This window comes from Serratia sp. BNK-4 (genome assembly GCF_048685115.1).
Taxonomy (GTDB): domain Bacteria; phylum Pseudomonadota; class Gammaproteobacteria; order Enterobacterales; family Enterobacteriaceae; genus Serratia; species Serratia bockelmannii.
The window spans coordinates 2,058,547-2,078,219 of sequence record NZ_JBLQTM010000001.1; the positions used below are offsets into that span (position 1 = coordinate 2,058,547).

19 protein-coding genes are annotated in these 19,673 nt (G+C 61.5%); 10 read left to right on the forward strand and 9 right to left on the reverse strand.

Features of this window, described 5'->3' with window-relative positions; genetic code table 11:
* Nucleotides 1-228 precede the first annotated feature (228 nt).
* Nucleotides 229-1,626, forward strand: coding sequence for a class II fumarate hydratase (gene fumC, locus ACMGGW_RS10070; RefSeq protein ID WP_049203492.1), 1,398 nt, complete (start codon nt 229-231; stop codon nt 1,624-1,626).
* A gap of 49 nt (nt 1,627-1,675) precedes the next feature.
* On the opposite strand, the gene ACMGGW_RS10075 is transcribed toward fumC, so the two are convergent.
* On the reverse strand, nt 1,676-2,341 hold the full coding sequence (locus ACMGGW_RS10075; RefSeq protein WP_197831959.1) for a redoxin domain-containing protein: 666 nt from the start codon (nt 2,339-2,341) through the stop codon (nt 1,676-1,678).
* Between the two features lie 103 nt (nt 2,342-2,444).
* On the opposite strand from ACMGGW_RS10075, the gene ACMGGW_RS10080 reads away from it, so the two are divergent.
* From ACMGGW_RS10080 to ACMGGW_RS10090, 3 genes are all read left to right on the forward strand, one after another.
* Nucleotides 2,445-3,335, forward strand: a complete 891-nt coding sequence (locus ACMGGW_RS10080) for a LysR family transcriptional regulator (RefSeq protein ID WP_197831960.1) — start codon at nt 2,445-2,447, stop codon at nt 3,333-3,335.
* A gap of 1 nt (nt 3,336) precedes the next feature.
* The gene (locus ACMGGW_RS10085) at nt 3,337-4,026 is read left to right on the forward strand and encodes a helix-turn-helix transcriptional regulator (RefSeq protein WP_025302706.1); all 690 of its coding nucleotides are present in this window, start codon (nt 3,337-3,339) and stop codon (nt 4,024-4,026) included.
* A 90-nt stretch (nt 4,027-4,116) separates the two neighbouring features.
* Nucleotides 4,117-4,485, forward strand: coding sequence for a VOC family protein (locus tag ACMGGW_RS10090; RefSeq protein WP_025302707.1), 369 nt, complete (start codon nt 4,117-4,119; stop codon nt 4,483-4,485).
* Here the strand turns inward: ACMGGW_RS10090 and tus are convergent.
* Nucleotides 4,475-5,413 carry a DNA replication terminus site-binding protein gene (gene tus / locus ACMGGW_RS10095; RefSeq protein ID WP_197831961.1) on the reverse strand — a complete coding sequence of 313 codons (939 nt, stop codon included), beginning with the start codon at nt 5,411-5,413 and terminating at the stop codon, nt 4,475-4,477. The two genes, ACMGGW_RS10090 and tus, sit on opposite strands and share 11 nt — an antisense overlap.
* Nucleotides 5,414-5,779: 366 nt before the next feature.
* On the opposite strand from tus, the gene ACMGGW_RS10100 reads away from it, so the two are divergent.
* Entirely contained in the window at nt 5,780-7,576 is a 1,797-nt protein-coding gene (locus ACMGGW_RS10100; protein WP_197831962.1) for a glycoside hydrolase family 3 N-terminal domain-containing protein, read from the forward strand.
* 126 nt (nt 7,577-7,702) lie between these two features.
* The gene (locus ACMGGW_RS10105; RefSeq protein WP_197764858.1) at nt 7,703-8,989 is read left to right on the forward strand and encodes a glycoside hydrolase family 10 protein; all 1,287 of its coding nucleotides are present in this window, start codon (nt 7,703-7,705) and stop codon (nt 8,987-8,989) included.
* Between the two features lie 51 nt (nt 8,990-9,040).
* Here the strand turns inward: ACMGGW_RS10105 and ACMGGW_RS10110 are convergent, their stop codons facing one another.
* A complete protein-coding gene (locus ACMGGW_RS10110) occupies nt 9,041-10,309 on the reverse strand; it encodes an MFS transporter (protein ID WP_192974108.1) in 1,269 nt (422 codons plus the stop codon).
* A gap of 147 nt (nt 10,310-10,456) precedes the next feature.
* On the opposite strand from ACMGGW_RS10110, the gene ACMGGW_RS10115 reads away from it, so the two are divergent.
* The 3 genes from ACMGGW_RS10115 to bioD all read left to right on the forward strand — a co-directional run bounded on the left by ACMGGW_RS10115 (nt 10,457) and on the right by bioD (nt 13,534).
* Nucleotides 10,457-11,347, forward strand: coding sequence for a LysR substrate-binding domain-containing protein (locus tag ACMGGW_RS10115; RefSeq protein WP_049203481.1), 891 nt, complete (start codon nt 10,457-10,459; stop codon nt 11,345-11,347).
* Between the two features lie 159 nt (nt 11,348-11,506).
* Nucleotides 11,507-12,724 carry an ROK family transcriptional regulator gene (gene mlc, locus ACMGGW_RS10120; RefSeq protein ID WP_197831963.1) on the forward strand — a complete coding sequence of 406 codons (1,218 nt, stop codon included), beginning with the start codon at nt 11,507-11,509 and terminating at the stop codon, nt 12,722-12,724.
* Nucleotides 12,725-12,868: 144 nt separating this feature from the next.
* Nucleotides 12,869-13,534, forward strand: coding sequence for a dethiobiotin synthase (gene bioD, locus ACMGGW_RS10125; RefSeq protein WP_025302714.1), 666 nt, complete (start codon nt 12,869-12,871; stop codon nt 13,532-13,534).
* Nucleotides 13,535-13,539: 5 nt separating this feature from the next.
* On the opposite strand, the gene ACMGGW_RS10130 is transcribed toward bioD, so the two are convergent.
* Complete coding sequence (locus ACMGGW_RS10130) at nt 13,540-14,034, reverse strand: DUF2938 family protein (RefSeq protein ID WP_141997966.1); 495 nt, start codon at nt 14,032-14,034, stop codon at nt 13,540-13,542.
* A 69-nt stretch (nt 14,035-14,103) separates the two neighbouring features.
* On the opposite strand from ACMGGW_RS10130, the gene ACMGGW_RS10135 reads away from it, so the two are divergent.
* Nucleotides 14,104-14,496 carry a helix-turn-helix domain-containing protein gene (locus ACMGGW_RS10135; RefSeq protein WP_043143268.1) on the forward strand — a complete coding sequence of 131 codons (393 nt, stop codon included), beginning with the start codon at nt 14,104-14,106 and terminating at the stop codon, nt 14,494-14,496.
* Here ACMGGW_RS10135 and clcB read toward each other — a convergent pair.
* The 5 genes from clcB to ACMGGW_RS10160 form a co-directional block, all read right to left on the reverse strand.
* A complete protein-coding gene (clcB, locus tag ACMGGW_RS10140) occupies nt 14,493-15,794 on the reverse strand; it encodes a voltage-gated ClC-type chloride channel ClcB (RefSeq protein ID WP_025302717.1) in 1,302 nt (433 codons plus the stop codon). The genes ACMGGW_RS10135 and clcB overlap by 4 nt on opposite strands.
* Nucleotides 15,795-15,919: 125 nt before the next feature.
* Nucleotides 15,920-17,059 (reverse strand): osmoprotectant ABC transporter ATP-binding protein OsmV, encoded by a 1,140-nt coding sequence (gene osmV / locus ACMGGW_RS10145; RefSeq protein WP_016927861.1) that lies wholly within the window; start codon nt 17,057-17,059, stop codon nt 15,920-15,922.
* On the reverse strand, nt 17,056-17,706 hold the full coding sequence (osmW, locus tag ACMGGW_RS10150; RefSeq protein WP_015377782.1) for an osmoprotectant ABC transporter permease OsmW: 651 nt from the start codon (nt 17,704-17,706) through the stop codon (nt 17,056-17,058). Before osmW ends, osmV begins: the two co-directional genes overlap by 4 nt.
* 8 nt (nt 17,707-17,714) lie before the next feature.
* Nucleotides 17,715-18,572 carry a glycine betaine ABC transporter substrate-binding protein gene (locus tag ACMGGW_RS10155; protein WP_173888958.1) on the reverse strand — a complete coding sequence of 286 codons (858 nt, stop codon included), beginning with the start codon at nt 18,570-18,572 and terminating at the stop codon, nt 17,715-17,717.
* A 64-nt stretch (nt 18,573-18,636) separates the two neighbouring features.
* Nucleotides 18,637-19,353: an ABC transporter permease gene (locus tag ACMGGW_RS10160; RefSeq protein ID WP_043143261.1), complete on the reverse strand. Its 717-nt coding sequence runs from the start codon at nt 19,351-19,353 to the stop codon at nt 18,637-18,639.
* Between the last annotated feature and the right edge of the window lie 320 nt (nt 19,354-19,673).

A 19,673-nucleotide genomic window follows, 5' to 3' on the forward strand; every position in this document is an offset into this window, starting at 1 on the left:
GCTACCCACACTTTTATTCTCCGGACTCATTTCCGGCCATTTATTTCGGCGCGGGTTAACCGGCGGAAAATAACCGCGTCATTGATGGGTAAAAGAGATGAAACGTGCTGTGAGATAACTCTCTTAATGCGAATAGTTATTATGTCACTATACTGGGAGTGCATGCCGACGGGGGGTAGCGCGTCGGCCTAACCCTACAATTTTAGGAATTATGCTAAGGAGATCATGATGGCAGGCGTTCGTATCGAAAAAGACTCTATGGGCCCCATCGAAGTCGCGGCCGACAAGCTGTGGGGCGCGCAAACCCAGCGTTCGTTGGCACATTTCCGTATTTCCTCCGAAAAGATGCCGACCGCGCTGATCCACGCGCTGGCGTTGACCAAGCGCGCCGCCGCGCAGGTGAACGTGGATCTGGGGCTGCTGCCGGCCGAGCGGGGTGCCGCCATCATCAACGCCGCCGACGAAGTGCTGGCGGATCGTCATGCTGACCAGTTCCCGCTGTCCATCTGGCAAACCGGCTCCGGTACCCAGACCAACATGAACATGAACGAAGTGTTGGCCAATCGCGCTAGCGAGCTACTGGGCGGCGTGCGCGGTGAAGAGCGCAAGGTGCATCCGAACGACGACGTCAATAAAAGCCAGAGCTCCAACGACGTGTTTCCCACCGCGATGCACGTGGCGGCGGTGATTGCGCTGCGCGAGCACCTGATCCCCGAGCTGAAAGTGCTGCACAAGACGCTGAGCGACAAGGCCGAAGCCTACCGCGACATCGTTAAAATCGGCCGCACCCACCTGCAGGACGCCACGCCGCTGACCCTGGGGCAGGAAATCTCTGGCTGGGCGGCGATGCTGGCGCACAATCTGAAACACATCGAGGGCAGTATTCCGCACATCGCCGAGCTGGCGCTGGGCGGCACGGCGGTCGGCACCGGCCTGAATACCCATCCGGAGTACGCGGTGCGCGTCGCTAAAGCGCTGGCGGAATTGACCCATCAGCCGTTCGTCACCGCGCCGAACAAGTTCGAAGCGCTGGCGACCTGCGATGCGCTGGTGCAAGGGCATGGCGCGCTGAAAGGGCTGGCGGCTTCGCTGATGAAGATCGCCAACGACGTGCGCTGGCTGGCGTCTGGCCCGCGCTGCGGCATCGGCGAGATCTCGATCCCGGAGAACGAGCCGGGCAGCTCCATCATGCCGGGCAAAGTCAACCCGACCCAGTGTGAGGCGATGACCATGCTGTGCGCGCAGGTGCTGGGCAACGACGTGGCGGTGAACATCGGCGGGGCTTCCGGCAACTTCGAGCTGAACGTGTTCCGCCCGATGGTGATCCACAACTACCTGCAGTCGATCCGCCTGCTGGCCGACGGTATGCAGGGCTTCAACGAGCACTGCGCGGTGGGCATCGAACCGAACCGCGATCGCATTACCCAGTTGCTGAATGAATCGCTGATGCTGGTGACGGCGCTCAACACCCATATCGGTTATGACAAAGCGGCGGAAATCGCCAAGAAAGCGCACAAGGAAGGGCTGACGCTGAAAGCCGCGGCGCTGAAGCTCGGCTATCTGACCGAAGCGCAGTTCGATGAATGGGTACGCCCGGAGGCGATGGTCGGCAGCATGCAGAAGTAACCGCGTTCATCACCATCTCTTAACGGGGCGCGTTTGCGCCCCGTCTTTATCAGGCCAATCCTTCCAGCACCGACAACAGCGCCTGCGGCTCCGGCCGCCGGGTGTAATCGGCGTGCGCTTCGGCATAGGCAATACGGCCATCGGGAGTAATGACGAACCGCGCCGGCAGCGGCAGCGTCCAGCTGTCATCCTGGTTGAACTGCGCCAGATCGAGGCCGAGCCGCTGTTGATAGAGGGCGAGCAGCGCGTCCGGCAGGCGGTAACGCAGGCCGAATTGAGCCGCCAGGCGGTTGCCTGCATCGCTGAGTAGCGGAAAGGTGAGATCGTGATCGCGCGCGGCCTGGCGGTTATGCACCGCGCTCTGCGGTGAAATGGCCACGAGCTGCGCGCCGTGATGCGTGATGGCGGGGAGTGCGGCCTGCAGCGCCTGCAGATCGAGCGTACAGTAAGGGCACCAGACCCCGCGATAGAAACTGATGACCAGTGGGCCCTTCGCCAACAGCGCCGCGGAAGAGCATGGCCGGTTTTCGCTGTCCGGTAGGGTAAAGCCGGGCGCGGCGTCGCCGGCCGTCAGCGCGCGTTCGGTAATGCCCGACGCGATCTGCGCCTGGATCGCCTCACGCATCAGCGCGTGATCTTGCGCCGCGAGTTTGAACGGCAGTTGGTCGGTTTCGAATGCCACTTTGAAGGCATCGAGTTTGTCTTGCAGTGTCATGCGTTCTCCTGATGGGAATGAGGGGGAGCGCTCATCTTGCCCATTCCTAAATGGCGCGTGTAGACTGCAATAAATGCTAACCGTTATTCCATCAAGGAATGTCATGGGTAAATTTGCCGATTACGAAACCTATGCCTGCGTTTACGAGAGCGGTTCCTTTACCGCGGCAGCGCGGCGGCTGCACGTGGGGCAGCCGGCAGTCTCAAAAGCGGTGGCGCGGCTGGAACAGCAGCTCGGCACGCGCCTGATGCTGCGCTCGACCCACGGCCTGCAGCCGACGGATGCGGGACAGCAGCTGTATCAACGCACCCGACGTATCCTTAACGAGCTGGCGGAGACCGAAGCGCTGGTGCAGAGCGCTGGCGAGACCCTGAGCGGCCGGCTTCGGGTCGCTTCGGCGGCGGTGTTCGCCCGCATCGTTCCCTTGCCTGATTTGACGGCGTTTATGCGCGCCAATCCGCGGTTGAACGTCGATCTGCTGCTGGATGACGGCAATTTGTCGCTGATTGAAGAGGGCATCGATATTGCCCTGTGTATTGGCGAATTGGAGGATTCCGGCTTTACCGCCCGCAAGCTGGGTGAGGTAAAGCAATGCGTGATCGGCACGCCCGGCTATTTTGCCGCTGCCGGTATGCCGCAGCGGCCGGAAGATCTGTTGCAGCATGAGATGGTGATTTACCATCACCGTGGCGGCGGCGAGCAGTGGCGCTTCAGCCGTGGAGAGGAACAGCGCATGCTGCGGCTGCCAGGGCGCATGCGGGTCAACGCGGCGGAGTGCGTGCGCGAGCTGGTGATGGCGGACTTCGGTGCTACCGTCGCCAGCGAAGGCATGTTTCGCAACGAGCTGCAAAGCGGGGCGGCGATTGCGGCCTTAGCGGACTGGCAACTGCCGCCGCTGGCGCTGTGGGCGGTGTTCCCCGGCGGCCATTTCGTTTCGGCCAAGGCACGGGCCTTTGCCGATTTTGTCCAAATCGCGTTATGCAGGGAGCCGTGATATGTCGCGCGCACAACGTTTACTCGATCTGATGCAGCTGTTGCGTAGCCACCGTTATCCTGTAGCGGGCCATGCGCTGGCGCAGACGCTGGGCATCAGCATGCGCACGCTGTACCGCGATATCGCCACGCTGCAGCAGCAGGGGGCGGAGATCGCCGGCGAGGCGGGCGTCGGTTATGTGCTGCGCCCCGGCTTCATGCTACCGCCGCTGATGTTCTCGCAGGCGGAGACAGAAGCACTGGTGCTGGGGATGCGCTGGGTCAGCCGCCACGGCGACAGTCAGCTGGCGAGTGCGGCGGGCCAGGCGCTGGCCAAGATCGCCGACGTGCTGCCGCCGGCACTGCGGGAGGAGCTTGAGGCCAACACGCTGTTGATAGCGCCGGTTCAGGCGCCGCCGGTGGCGGATGAGCTGCGGGTGCTGATCCGTGACACCATCCGCCGCGAGCGCAAGCTGCATATCGACTATCTTGACCTGGCGGGGCAGCGCAGCGAACGCCTGCTGTGGCCCTTTGCACTGGGTTTTTTCGACCAGTTCCAGATGTTGGTCGCCTGGTGCGAGTTGCGCCAGGCCTTTCGTCATTTTCGCCTCGATCGCATCCAGGCCGCCACGCCGTTGGAACCGCGCTATCCGCGCGGACGGCGGCGGCTGCTGAAAGAGTGGCGCCTCAGCGAGGGCATTGCGGAGCAATAGCGGCACGCTGCTGCCATAAACTGTCAGTCGCGCGCCTTAGTCTGTGCCTATCGGGAACCGGCCGGTTCCCATCATCCAGAGGACAGACCGATGACCCTTCCCAGCATGACCCTGCTTTACGTCGACAATCCGCTGAACAGTGCCGCCTTTTATCAACGTTTACTGGGACAGGCGCCGGTAGAGCTTTCTCCCGGCTTCGCCCTGTTTGTGCTCAACAACGGCTTCAAGCTGGGGATGTGGGCCAAACAGGGGGTAAAACCCGCTGCCACGTTGACCGGCGGCGGCGGTGAGCTGGGCTTCTTGTGCCAGGATCCGCATGAGGTCGAAGCGCGCTATAACCAGTGGCGCGAACTCGGGCTGCCTATCGAGCAAACGCCGACCGAGATGGAATTCGGTTACACCTTCGTCGCGCGGGATCCGGACGGCCATCGCCTGCGAGTATATGCCCTCAGCGAGTAGCGTCATCGGCATACAGGTGCAAGCGCGGCACCAGCAGCCGCAGCGGTCGGGCGTCGGGTTTGTAACGGTGTTTCACCGCGTCGACGTCGTAGTTGAGCAGCTCGCCAATCTTCGGCACTGCGGCGCCGCTCTCTACCTGACACAGGGCGATCAGCGGCAGCGGGCAGGGGTGCTGCACCTGCTTTTGCTGCTGCTGATACCACACGCGGGCGATAGGTTGTACTTTGACCGGCCGCTTGATTTTCAGCGTCGCGTGCTGCGGCAGACGGCTGACATCGTCTATTTCGCGGCTGACCAGGGCGGCCCACTGTTCACGGCTGTGCGGCGGCACCGCGCGGCCGGCTTTCAGGCTTTTCTCCAGCTGCGCCAGGATGTCGTCCCGCTTGACGTTTTTGATGATGTGCTTGTTGGCCCAGCCGAAGTGCACCGAGTCGGGGTTGGTCAGGGCGGTGAGGGTGCGGTAGGCGCTGAGGGTAATCAGCCCGTGCAGATGGGTGTGTACGAACTCGAAACGCTGCTCCGGCGCCAGACCGGAATCGACGGTGATAATCTGCTCCAGTTCGCCCTTCAGGCGGTTGATCAGCGCCAGCTGCGCCTGCAGCGCCTGATACTCCGGTTGCTCCACCGCCAGACAGATAACGCCGGGCAGCCGCACGGCGGCCTTGCTGCTGACATTCTCCCGGTTATGGTGGATGAACAGCCGCTGATAATGCTCCAGCGCCAGATCGCGCGCCGCTTGTCCCACATGCTGTTCGACCGCGATATGCGAGATAGCCTGATGTTCCTGGCCTTTTTCAACCTCCGGCAGGCTGAACACTCGCGCTGCCAGCAAGCGCAGCGGGGTGATCTGCTGCTGCAATGCGCCCAGCGCCTGCTCTAGCTCGACAAAGCAGGCATTCATTCGGCCAATCACATCGTATCTGCTCATCGTACGCTCCTATTTTAGTTACAACATACTATAGGAGAGTAGTAGGCTGGGGGCAACATCGGCGATGGGGAAATACTCAGCTTAACTGCCCGCCCGGCTTACCAGGGGGAAATAGGGCGGGTAGCAGGGGGAATTCTCTCGCTCGTCTGCCGCACATGCGGGTAAGCGTGATTGTCGAAAATAAACCTGGTCTTCTTATGGTTTTGATTCATGGATGAATTTTTTCCCGCTCGTTTATTTTTTGTTTAGTCCATTTCTCGTTTGCCGTTGTCCAATCGCTGGAACAAACAGAATGGCAGGACGCTATGAGCCCTTGGGGTTATCTTTTCTTCTGTCATTAACGGGTGCTTTAACAGGAGGTTTACTGTGGATATTAAACAGAAAGTCAAAAACATGACGCTGGAAGAGAAGATCGGGCAAAAAATCATGCTGGATTTTCGCTACTGGGATCGGAACGGTAGCAGCAATCAGGATATGACCGTTCCCGATGAAGCCATTGGCAAGCTGATCGCCGATAACCACGTGGGCGGGGTGATCCTGTTCGCCAATAATCTGAAAGACAAGCAGCAGATCAAAACGTTGACGGCTTGGTATGCCGCGATGAAAACGCACGCCGGCATTCGCCTGTTTATCGGCACGGACAACGAGGGCGGTAACGTTTTCCGGCTGCCGCGCGGCGACTATGCCTCATTCCCCGGCAATATGGCGCTGGCGGCGGCGATTGAGGGCGGTGCGGATAAACAGCTCGCCGTTGAACAGGGCAAGCTGATGGCCCAGGATATGCGCGCGTTGCATATCAATACCAACTTTGCCCCGGTCGTGGACGTCAACACCAACCCGTTCAACCCGGTGATTAACGTTCGCGCCTTCAGCGATGATAAGAACACCGTGTCCCGCCTGGCCGAGAAAATAGTGGCGGGGATGAGGCAGCAAGGGCTGATCACCGCTTACAAACACTTCCCTGGCCATGGCAGCACCTCCACCGACTCGCATACCGGTTTGCCGCGCGTCGATCGCACGCGGGAAGAGGCTTTTGCCATCGATATCGCCCCTTATAAGCAAGCTATCGATCGCTGCGTGGCGCCGGACATGGTCATGACCGCGCATATTCAGTATCCGGCTCTGGACAACCGCCAGATCGCTACCCGCAGCGGCGAAAAAATCACGGTGCCGGCCACCATGTCGCATGAAATTCAGACACAGATTCTGCGCAATGAGTTGGGGTATGCCGGCGTAACGATTTCAGACGCGCTGGATATGGGCGCGATTGCTGAGCACTTCACCCAACAGGGGGCGGCTGAAAACGTCTTTGCCGCCGGGGTGGATATCGCCCTGATGCCTGTCAGCATCGCTTCGCCGGCCCAGGCTAACCTGCTGCCGGACCTGATTCGTTATCTTGCGGAAAGGGTGAAAACGGGGCATCTCAGCGAGGCTGATATCGATGCCTCGGTCGAGCGCATTTTGCGCCTCAAATTACGCCATCACCTGATGGGGCATCGCGAAGCCTCTTGTTCCAGCAGCGTTTCGTCCTCAGCACACAAGCTGGAAAAGCGCATTGCCGATCGCTCCATTACCGTGGTTATCAACCGTCACAGCCTGCTGCCGTTGAAAGACAAAGCGCTGTGCTATTTTATCCTGACCCCGTGGGGTGAGCAGGCCAAAGGCATCGCTAACGTGATGGCACAGGAAGGCTACCAGAACGTCGTTGCCGCGAAGGAAACGGAACTGAGCGATGCTCAGGTCAGGGCGCATATTGCCGATTGCGACGTGTTCCTGCTCGGCACGCTTTCGACCCGCTTTACGCCTGCTGAACAGGATGGGGTCATTACCTCCGCAACCGGAGCGAGTAATGACAGCAGCCCTTATCCGGGCTGGTTGAAATACGCCGCCGAACAGGGGAAAAAGCGCGTTCACCTCTCACTGCGCGCACCTTACGATATCGTGAACTATGCCGCAGACGTGGAGGCGGCCGTCGCCACCTATTCTTACTACGGGTATGACAGCGGCGTGTGGCGCGGTCCCTCGATGATATCTCTGGCACAGGTGCTGACGGGAAAAATCACACCGCACGGAAAACTGCCGGTCAACACCTGGCATGACTACGATGTGAAGACCAACACGGGCAAGATCGCATTCCCTCGCGGGACCGGGCTGAGCTGGTAATGGGACAAGTACCGGCGTCGTCAGAAAGGGCGACGCCGGCAGCTTGCTCGCGTTGAGAAAGCGGGCGGTTTCTTGCTCTGCACGAAACGACATGGGATAACCGTCACTCACGGAAGGAGAATATTTATGCCGACAGGCGCAACAAAACTAGGCGGATGGCTGTTGATGGCCGCCATGCTGGGCGTGAGCGGATGCGCCAAGCCCCCCGAACCGGAGAAACCTGCACAGCCGACACCGCCGGTTACACCGATGCGAGGCATCTGGCTGGCCACGGTCATTGGCTTGGACTGGCCGCCGGCGGCCTCCCTGAAAGCGGAAACGGCGCAAGAGCGGGTGCGCCTGCAGCAGCAGGGGCTGACGGATGCGCTGGACGACATGGTGAAAACCGGGATTAACACGGTGTATTTTCAGGTTAAACCGGACGGAACGGCCCTGTGGCGTTCTGAGATCTTGCCTTGGTCTGAGGTCTTGACCGGCACCGTGGGCCAGGATCCGGGTTATGATCCGCTGGCCTTTATGCTGCAAGAGGCGCACCGGCGCGGCATCAAAGTGCATGCCTGGCTGAACCCTTATCGGGTTTCCATGAATACCCGACAGCAAACGATTGATGCACTTAATCAGACGTTGCAGTCCCCACCGGCCAGCGTCTATGCGCTGCATCCTAACTGGATCCGCACGGCCAACGACCGCTTCGTGCTCGATCCTGGCTTACCCGACGTGCGCAACTGGATCACTGGCGTGGTGGCTGAAATAGTCAAAAACTATGATGTCGATGGCATTCAATTTGACGATTATTTCTATTACGAAACGCCGCAATCGCCGCTGGATGATGGGAAGACGTATCGCGCCTACGGCAAAGGGTTTGCAGACAAAGCCGCCTGGCGCAGGGACAACACGCTGCAATTGATAAAACAGGTTTCAGCCACCGTCAAAGCGTTGAAACCCGCGGTTGCGTTTGGCGTCAGCCCGGCGGGCGTATGGCGAAACAAAGCGGACGATCCTGCCGGCTCGGCGACGCGGGCAGGGGCGCCATCGTACGATACGGCCTATGCCGATACGCGCCAGTGGGTAAAACTGGGGCTGCTCGACTATATCGCACCACAGCTGTATTGGCCTTTTGATCGTGAAATTGTCCGCTACGACGTGCTGGCCAACTGGTGGGCCGAGGTGGTGAAAGGCACGCCGGTTCGGCTCTATGCCGGGGTGGCGCTGTATAAAGTGGGCACGCCATCGGCCAGCGAGCCGGCCTGGACCGTCGATGGCGGCGTTCCCGAGCTGAAAAGGCAGTTGGATCTCAACGAGAGCCTGCCGGGGATGGGGGGAACCATCCTGTTCCGGCAACGCTATCTGACCGAGCCGCAAACGGATAAGGCCGTGGAGTACCTGCGCACCCGCTGGAAAACCGGTCAATAATCACAGGCACTGGCAGGACGAGCCGCGGCAAATCGCCGCGGCTTTTTCTTTTCAAAGACGAGCGGCTTCCGGCAGGCGTTTCAGGTAATGCACCACCAGCAGCGCCAGCAACAGCATCAGGCTGATAAACGCCGCTACGCCATTCCAGCCGAAGCTGTGCCAGAACACGCCGCCGAGGGTGCCGGCCACGCTGGAGCCGACGTAATAGCAGAACAGATACAGCGACGACGCCTGGCCTTTGGCGCGGCGCGCACGGCGGCCAATCCAGCTGCTGGCCACCGAGTGGGCGGCGAAGAAACCGGCGGTGAACAGCATCATGCCGATAAAGATCGCCGGCACCTGCGGCAGCGCGGTAATCAGGATCCCGATCAGCATAATCACGATTGACGCCAGCAGCACCGGGCCACGTCCGAAGCGCGAGGTGAGCGCGCCGGCCTTGGGCGAGCTGTAGGAACCGGTGAGGTACACCACCGACAGCAGGCCGACAATCGCCTGGCTCAGGTGGTAAGGATCCGCCAGCAGGCGATAGCCGATATAGTTGAACAGGGTGACGAAGCTGCCCATCAGCAGGAAACCTTCCGCGAACAGCAGCGGCAGGCCCTTATCGTGCCAATGCAGCTTGAAGTTGATCAGCAGGGTGCGCGGGCGCAGCGAGCTGGCGCGAAAATGCCGCGAGGCAGGCAGGATACGCCAGAACATGCAGGCGGCGGCGAGGGCGAACAGGCCGATGACCCCGAGCGATACGCGCCAGGAGAAGAAGTCGGTCAATACCCCGGTCACCAGGCGGCCGCTCATGCCGCCGATCGAGTTGCCGCTGATGTACAGCCCCATAGAGAAGGCGACGAAGCTGGGATGGATCTCTTCGCTGAGATAGGTCATGCCGACCGCCGCCACGCCGCTCAGCGACAGGCCGATCAGCGCTCGCATCAGCAAAATGCCGTGCCAACTGGTCATAAAGGCGCAGATCAGCGTGCAGACCGCCGCCAGCAGCAGCGCTACCACCATCACCGATTTACGGCCGATGGCGTCTGACAGCGGCCCGGTGAACATCAGGCCGATCGCCAGCAGGCCGGTAGAGACCGAAAGCGACAGGCTGCTTTCCGCCGGCGATACGCCGAAGTCTTGCGACAGCACCGGCAGGATCGGCTGCACGCAGTAGAGCAGCGCGAAGGTTGCCAGCCCGGCGGAAAACAGCGCCAGCGTTACGCGCATAAACTGCGGCGTGCCGCGTTCGATATAGGGGAGTTTGTTGTTGAGGGTGGAGCGTTTTACGTTTGGCGCAGCGGCCGCGTCATCGTTGGCGGCCAGCGTCGACGGCATCACGGCCGCAGAACGCACAGGGGTTGTCACAGCGTTTCCTTACCGAACTTCGGGGAGATAAACAGACACTTTGCAGATAACAAAATGATAGGGAGTGGCGAATTTTTTGTCTAATATATTAATAATTCAAATTAAGACGTTTTAAATATGAATATCGAGCTGAGACACCTGCGTTACTTTATTGCCGTGGCGGAAGAGCTGCATTTTGGCCGTGCCGCCGAGCGGTTGCGGATCTCCCAGCCACCGCTCAGCCAGCAAATCCAGGCGCTGGAAGAGATGGTCGGCGCGCGGCTGCTGGCGCGCAACAACCGCAACGTCAGTTTGACCCAGGCCGGGGAAATGTTCCTCAAAGAAGCCTACCAGGTGCTCGATCAGGTCGGGCGCGCGGCGGAAAAGGCGGCGCGTCTGGATCGTGGCGAACTGGGGGAAATGACCATCGGCTTTACCTCTTCCGCGCCCTTTATCGGCGTGGTGGCGCGCAGCCTGCGCACCTTTCGTCAGCAGTCCCCGCAGGTGCATATCAAAATGCGCGAAATCAACACCAAACAGCAGATCGAACCGCTGCTGAACGGTGAGCTGGATCTGGGGGTGATGCGCAACACGCGGCTGCCGGAAGCGCTGCACTATCAGCTGTTGCTGCGCGAACCGCTGGTGGCGGTGGTGCCGGAGGGGCATCCGCTGGCGGAAACGCCCGGCGGCGCGCTGCGTTTTCAACACCTGGCGCAGGAGCCGTTCGTGTTCTTCTCGCGCGAAGTGGGCACCGCGCTGTATGACGAAATTCTGCTGCTGCTCGGCAAGGCCGGCATTACTCCCTATATCACCCAGGAAGTGGGGGAAGCGATGACCATCATCGGGCTGGTCTCCGCCGGGTTGGGGGTGTCGATTTTGCCAGCGTCATTCGCCCGAGTGCGGGTGGACGGCGTGCGCTATTTGCCGCTGGCGGAGCCGGACGCCACCACCGAAGTTTGGCTGGTTCATCACCGCCGCCGGCCGCTGACCGCTGCGGCGCAGGCGCTGATGGCGTTGATGCTGAAATGACGTTGAGGTTGGGCAAATAAAAATCAATTCACGCTGAAATTGCGAGGAATTTGTGCAGCAAATCACATAACGAATCAAATAGTTGACGCTGTATGACAAAAGCCCCACCATAACCCCTAGTCTTTATTTAGAAGCGCGAAAAATAGTAGGAGCCGGTTTGTGATTGCGGTTGGGCAGCCTGGGCATATCGATCAAATCAAGCAGACCAATGCGGGGGCGGTTTATCGGCTAATCGATCAACTGGGCCCGATTTCGCGTATCGAACTGTCAAAACGCGCACAGCTGGCGCCCGCCAGCATCACCAAGATCGTGCGCGAACTGCTGGAAGCCCATCTGGTCAAGGAAACCGAGTACCAGGAAATCGGCAGCCGGGGCCGCCCGGCGGTGGGGCTGGTGCTGGACACCGAGGCTTGGCATTACCTTTCCGCCCGTATCAGCCGCGGCAGCATCACGCTGGCGCTGCGCGATCTCAGCAGCAAACTGGTGGTGGAAGAGTTGCTGCCGCTGGCGGCCGAACACCCTGAACCGCTGCTGAAACGCATCCTGACCGAAGTCGACCAATTCTTTATCCGCCACCAAAGCAAGCTGGAGCGGCTGACGGCGATCGCCATCACGCTGCCGGGCATGATCGACGTGCAGTCCGGCGTGGTGCACCGCATGCCGTTTTACGACGTGCTGGAGATGCCGCTCGGCCCGGCGCTGGAAACCCGCACCGGCCTGCCGGTTTACTTGCAGCATGATATCAGCGCCTGGACCATGGCCGAGGCGCTGTATGGCGCCTCGCGCGGCAGCCAGAACGTGATTCAGGTGGTGATCGACCACAACGTCGGCGCCGGGGTGATCACCGGCGGCCACGTGCTGCACGCCGGCAGCCACAGCGTGGTGGAGATCGGCCACACCCAGGTCGATCCGTACGGCAAACGCTGCTATTGCGGCAACCACGGCTGCCTTGAAACCGTAGCCAGCATCGAGAACATCCTGGAGATCGCCCAGCAGCGGCTGAACGGTTCGATGAGCTCCAGCCTGCACGGCGCGCCGCTGACCGTTGAATCGCTGTGCGACGCCGCGCTGGCGGGCGATCAGCTGGCGCGGGACATCATTCTCGGCGTCGGCCACAGCGTGGGGCGCATTCTGGCGATCATGGTCAACCTGTTCAATCCGGAGAAGATCCTGGTGGGCTCGCCGCTCAACCGCGCGGCGGAGATCCTGCACCCGGCCATCGCGTCCTGCATTCGCCAGCAGGCGCTGCCGGCCTACAGCGAGCAGGTCAAGGTCGAATCCACGCAGTTCTTCAATAAGGGCACCATGCCCGGCGCCGCGCTGGTGAAAGAGGCGCTGTACAACGGTTCGCTGCTGGTGCAATTGCTGCAAGGCTAACATCAGAACTTCTTATTAATCCCGCAAAAGATTGAGCTACCTCAAGCCCCTACGTGGCAGCATCCCCTAGAATTTTTCCGAAAGACTTCTTCGCCGCCGATGCGGCGACACATTGTTAACGGGGCATTCTGGGGCATTTTATTCATGTTGAAGCGTTTATTTGTGACAGGCACGGATACCGACGTCGGTAAAACCGTGGTTTCCCGCGGGTTGATGCAGGCTCTGGCCGCCGAAGGCCGTTCAGTGGCCGGCTACAAGCCGATCGCCGCGCGCTGCCAGGAAACCAGCGAGGGCATCCGCAATAAAGACGCTTTGGTGTTGCAGGCATCTTCAACCTTGCCGCTGTCCTACGAGGAGATCAACCCCATCACTTGTCTGGATGAGGTGTTTCACGCGCATGCGACCGAGGATATCAACTATGGCCTGATGAGCAGCGGCCTGCGGGATCTGTCCGCCAAAGCCGATACGGTGGTGGTGGAGGGCAGCGGCGGCTGGCGCGTGCTGATGAACGATCTGCGGCCGTACGCCGAATGGGTGGTGCAGGAGCAACTGCCGGTGGTGCTGGTGGTGGGCATCAAGCTGGGCTGCGTCAGCCACGCGCTGCTGACCGCGCAGTCGATCATCAACGACGGCCTGCCGCTGCTGGGCTGGGTGGCCAACCGCATCAATCCGGGGTTGGCGCACTACGCCGAAACCATCACGGCGCTGCAGCAGCGCATTTCCGCGCCGCTGCTGGGTGAAATTCCGTATCTGCCGCGCGCGGAGCAGCGCGAACTGGCGCACTACCTCGATATTTCCACGTTGCTGTAGCCCATTCAGGCACAGAACGTCGCCAACAATCGGGCGGCGATCAACAGGCCCAGCCCATACACCGTGTGGGTGAGCAGGCTGAGGAGCCGCGCTCTGCGCGGATTGGCGGTTTTCGCCGCCGCCACGCCAAAGCCCAGCGCGGGCTGCATCACCAGAAACGGCGCCGCCAGGCTCAGCCAGCCGCTCAACAGCGCGATGCGCGGTTCCGGCGCCGCATACCACTCGATGCCCGCCAAACCGAGCGGGATAAAGGCGAACGCCAAGCCGATGGCGTAGTGCAGTATCCAGCCGATTTTTCTCTCACCCCGGCGCGGCGGCGCCGTGACGATGGTGGCGTGAAACCAGCGGCCGTCGAACATGCCGAGAAACCAGCGGCCCACCAGCGCGTAATCGAGGGAAGGGATGCCGAAGCGCCGCTTCAGCAGCAACGCCCACAAATCCATGCAGAGGGTGGCGCCGGCGCCGGTTAACAGGATGCGCACTAACATATCGGGGGTCATACGGGTGTCCTTAACTCAGTGACGTGATAATGTGCGCACAGTGTGCAACTTAAAGTCGGCTTCAAGTCAATGGCAAAAGAACTGGATATCGGCGCGGTGGCGCGCCTGAGCGGAGTCGCGCCTTCTGCGCTGCGGCATTACGAGAAAAAGGGGCTGATTGCGTCGATAGGCCGCCACGGTTTGCGCCGTCAATACGCCGCCGGGGTGCTCGATCAACTGCGGCTGATTGCGCTCGCGCGCCTGGCCGGCTTTACGTTGGATGAGATGAGTGCCTTGTTTGACGAACGGGGCCAAATCGCGATCGATCGCGGGCTGCTGGCGGCGCGGGCGGATGAGCTTGATCGCCATATCCAGCGCCTGATGCAGGTGCGCGACGGGCTGCGGCACATGGTCGATTGTCCTGAACCCGAGCACCTGCAGTGCCCGCAGTTCAGGAAAATATTGCAGCAGGGTGAGTTCTAAGCCTCGCGTTTGGGCGGCGGCGCCGTGTGGTACACCGACACCGGTCGCAGGCCGCGCGACACGGTGGTGGCGATCACGCAGGCCAGCAGAATGCCGGGCAGCAGCGCGTATTCGCCGGTCATTTCAAACACCATCAGCGCCGCCATGATCGGCGCATGGGTGGTGGCGGCCAGCAGGGTAGCCATGCCGGTCAGCGCCAGCAGCAGCGGCACCGCCGCATCCATGCCCGGCCACAGGCCAAACAGCTGACCGATGATCGAGCCGAGCGCGGCGCCGACGAACAGCGTCGGGGTGAAGACCCCGCCGGGTGCGCCCGACCCGCTGCTGGCAAGGATTGCCAACAGTTTACATACCAGGATCGCCCCCAGCAGCAACACCCCCGGTGGCGCAATCAGCAGCGCCTGTACCACGCTGTAACCGTTGCCCCACACCTGTGGGAACAGCAGCGAAAGCAGCCCGACGATCAGGCCGCCCAACGCCAGCTGCAACGGCGGCTTCAACCGCAGCGATCGGAACGCGCGGCCGGTGGCGGTCATCAGCCATAAAAACAGCGGCCCGCCGGCGCCGGCCACCACGCCGACCAGCGCCATCAGCAGGTATTGTGTCGGCAGAGGGGCGGATAGCGGCGTCACCAGGTAGAGCGGCGCCTGGCCGCCGTTGAGCAGGTTGGTCATCAGCAGGGCGCTCACTGCGGCGATCACCACCGGGCCGAGCGAGGCCAGCATCAGGGTGCCGAACAGGATCTCGGCGATAAACAGGCTGCCCGCCAGCGGCGCATGATAGGCGCTGGCCATCCCGGCGGCGGCAGCGCAGGCCACCCACAGTTTCCATTCTTTCTCGTGCGTAAAGCGCTGGGCAAACAACGAGCCCACCAGCGCCGCCAGCAGGATCATCGCGCCTTCGCGGCCGATGGCGCTGCCGCTCGACACCACCAGCAGCGACGCCAGACACTTCACCAGACTGGCGCCGGTATCCAGCTTGCCGTTGCCGGTCTCAATCGCTTCCATATAGTCGGTGGGCGCCGCCGGACGCTGGTGGCGGTAGCGCTGGTGAATATACAGCAGTAGGCCCGCCGCCAGACCGCCCAGCGCGGGCGTCAGCGCGCGTCGCCAGCCGGGCAGCGCGGCGGCGGCGGCCACCAGGCTGCCGTCGGCATTGCCGAGCAGCAGCCACTCGAGGCCAATCATCGAACGGTGGAACAGCCACACCGCCAGGGCGGCGGCGACGCCGATAAACACGGCGATAAGCAGGCTGCGCAGCAGGGCGCGATAGTGGTGCAGGTGGACCAATCTTTTCATGCGTGGGCGGCGTCGTGAGAAAAATCAAAGGGTCATCAGCGCATTGTGCTTGGCGCTCCGGCCGATGACCAGTGAATCTTTAGCAAACTGCGGCATAGGCGGGGCGGCGAGCGCCCCGGCGGGGGTTATTGCGGCGTCAACACCCGGCGCGTGCGGCCGGAGCTGAGGTAGTCGGCGATATAATCCTGCGAGATTTCGCCGCTGTAGCGGCCGTCTTCATCGACGATCGGCATCCAGGAGGTGTTGTGCTCGTACAGTTTCGACAGCACCACGCGCAGGTTCTCCTCCGCACGGGCGGTGACGCGGAAACGGTGCAGGCTGTCGGCGCAGACCCCGGGCGCGCCGCGTGCCTCACGGCGTTTGACGTATCCCAACGGTTTGCCGTCGGCATCCACCACTGTCACCGAGCGGGCGTCGATATCGTCCATCAGACCGAACGCCTCCACTAGCGGCGTCTCCCGGCGCACCGTCACCGTTTCCTGTTGATCGGCCACGTCGCCGGCCTGCACCAACAGCAGGCGCTTCAGCGTGCGATCCTGGCCGACAAAGGACGCGACGAAGTCGTTCGCCGGGCGCGCCAGCAGCTCATCGGCGCTGGCGTTCTGCACGATTTTGCCCTGACGGAACACCGCGATGCGATCGCCGAGCTTCAGCGCTTCGTCGATGTCGTGGCTGACCAGCATCACGGTCTTTTTCAGCTGGCGCTGCATGTCGAGAAACTCGTTCTGGATGGTTTCGCGGTTGATCGGGTCTACCGCGCCGAAGGGCTCATCCATCAGCAGCACCGGCGGATCGGCGGCCAGCGCGCGGATCACGCCGATGCGCTGTTGCTGCCCGCCGGACATCTCTTTCGGGTAGCGGTGCAAAAAGCGCTTGGGATCCAGCGCCACCATGCTCATCAGCTCCTCGGCGCGATCGTGGCAGCGTTTTTTGTCCCAACCCAGCATGCGCGGCACTACGGTGATGTTCTCCTCGATGGTCATGTTGGGGAACAGACCGATCTGCTGGATGACGTAGCCGATTTTGCGGCGCAGGCTGACCGTATCCAGCGCGCTGGTGTCCTCGCCGTTGATCAGAATGGTGCCGCCGGTGGGTTCGATCAGGCGGTTGATCATCTTCAGCGTGGTGGTTTTGCCGCAGCCGGAAGGGCCGAGCAGCACGCAGATTTCGCCTTCCGGCACGTCCAGATTGATGTTGTCGACGGCGTTGAACGGTGTGCCGTTCTTCTGCATGAACTGTTTGGTCAGATTTTCCAATTTAATCATGAACGGATCCCCTTGGGCGTTAGCGCAATTTGCAAGCGGTGCAATAACCAATCGAGGACGATCGCCAGCAGGCTGATCATCACGGCGCCGGTAATCAACTGGCGGATGTCGCTGCTGCTGATGCCGTTGAGCAGCAGCAGGCCAAGGCCGCCGGCGCCGATCACTGCGGCTATCGCCATCACGCCGATATTCATCACCACGGCGGTGCGAATGCCGCCGAAAATCACCGGCAGTGCCACCGGGATCTCTACCCAGCGCAGGCGTTGCCAGAACGTCATGCCGATGCCGCGGCCGGCTTCGCGCAGCCCGCCGGGCAGGTTGTCGAGCGCGGTGTGGGTATTGCGCACGATCGGCAGCAGCGAGTAGAGGAACACCGCGGTGATCGCCGGTACGTAGCCAATGCCGTGGCCGATTAAGGAAAACAGCGGGATCATCAGCCCGAACAGGGCGATGGAGGGCACGGTCAGCACCAGCGTGGCCAGGCTCAGCACCGGCGTCGCCAACCATTTGTGGCGGACAATCAGCACGCCGAGCGGCACGCCGATCAGGATCGCCAGGCCGACGGCGACGCCGACCAGCAGCAGGTGTTCCAGCGTCAATCCGGCGATATAGGCCCAGTTTTGCCAGGCGTAAAGTAAGGTATTCATCATGTCTCCTAAATCAGGCCGCGCTGCTTGAGGAACGCGTCGGCGACCTGTTGCGGCGTCTGGTAGTCGATATCTACCTTGGCGTTAAGCTCGGTGATGACCTGGTTATTGAACTGTTTCGACAGCGTGTTCAGCGCCGCTTCCAGCCCCGGCGTGTTTTGCAACACGTCGGCGCGCACCACCGGCGTGACCGCATAACTCGGGAAATAGCCTTTGTCGTCTTCCAGCACCTGCAGATCGAACCCTTTCACCCGACCGTCGGTGGTGTACACCAGCCCGGCGTCGACGAAGCCGTCGCGAATGGCGTTGTAGACCAGGCCGGGGTCCATCTGGCGGATTTGCGGGCGATCGAGCGGCATGTCGTACAGGGCCTGCATCGGCTTCAGGCCGTCCGAGCGGCCGGCGAACTCCAGATCCAGCCCCAGCAGCCAGTTGTGTTTAGGGTCGGTTTTACGCACCTGCTCCACTTTGGCCACCAGCTGCGACATCGTTCGGATCTGCTCTTTTTCCGCGCGCTGTCGCTGCATGGCGAAGGCGTAGGTGTTGTTCATGTCCGCCGGCTGCAGCCAAACCAGCCCGAGTTTGGCGTCGAGCTTTTTCACCGTGTCGTAGGTTTCCTGCGGCGACATGCGCTTATTGATGTGGTTAAAGATGATCAGCGAGGTGCCGGTGTATTCCCAGGTCATGTCGATCTGTTTGTTGATCATCGCGTTGCGGGTGATCACCGTGGCCAGATTGGTCTTGGGTTCGACCTGAAAACCTTTGGCCCGCAGGTATTGCACGGTGATTGCCGACAGAATGCGCTGTTCGGTAAAGTTCTTGCTCGCCAGCGTCAGCGGGGCGGCCCAGGCGGCCGCGCCGGTCATCAGCAAGGAGAGCAGCAGCGCGTGGCGGAGTCGTTGTAACCATCGAGTCATCGCGTTTCTCCCATCAGGATGCGGTGTGCGGGCTGAGCCGGCGGCCGAGACCGGCCAGCGCCAGATCGAGCAGCAGGGCGATCAGCGCGGTGGCGGCGGCGCCGAGGATCAGCGTCGGGAAGTCGTTCAGGTAGATGCCGGGGAAGATCAGCTCGCCGTAGCTGCTGGCACCGATCAAAAACGCCAGCGGCGCGGTGCCGACGTTAATCGCCATCGCGATGCGCACCCCGGCGAAGATCACCGGTAGCGCGTTAGGGAGTTCAACCTGCCGCAGTCGCTGCCCGGCGGTCATGCCAATACCGTTGGCGGCCTCGACCAGCGCCGGCGGCACCGAACGCAGGCCGGCATAGGTATTGCGCACGATGGGCAGCAGCGAGGCGAGGAACAGTGCCACTACCGCCGGCCGATCGCCGATGCCGATGATTACCATCGCCAGCGCCAGCACCGCCAGCGGCGGCAGGGTGTTGCCGACGTTGAAGATCTGCATCACGTGTTCCGCCCAGCGGCGGGCAAAGGGGCGGCTCAGCAGGATGCCGCTGGGAATGCCGACCAGCAGCGACAGCAGCATGGAGCAGGCCACCAGGAACATGTGTTGCTGGCCGAGGTAGATCAAATCTTCCCGGCGCGACTTGAGGGTGTCCCAACCGATGCCGTAAACCAGCAGCGCGATGACGGCGATAAACAGCAGGCTCCCGAGGAGCAGGCGCCGGTATGGCGCTGACTTGTGCATGATGTTGCGTCCTCCGTTGCGCGGAGCGGCCGACGAGACGGCGCATTCCGCTCTGATTGTTACCCACGGCCCGGCGGGCGTGGCGGTACAAAACGGGCGTTTCGCATGAGGTTAGCGACATTGAGCGAAGGGTGCGTTCGGCACAGCGTGCTGAACGTAGGCTCAATACGTGAGTTAATCAGCATAAGATACTGATATTTAAACCCGAGAAAGCACGAAGCCCAAAGGCGTCGGCTAGGGAAGGTATAGCACCCTGTCGTTGGTCGTGCCAAGTTTTATGAACAAAATCAGGTGATTGAGTTTACGCCGATCTGCGCCTC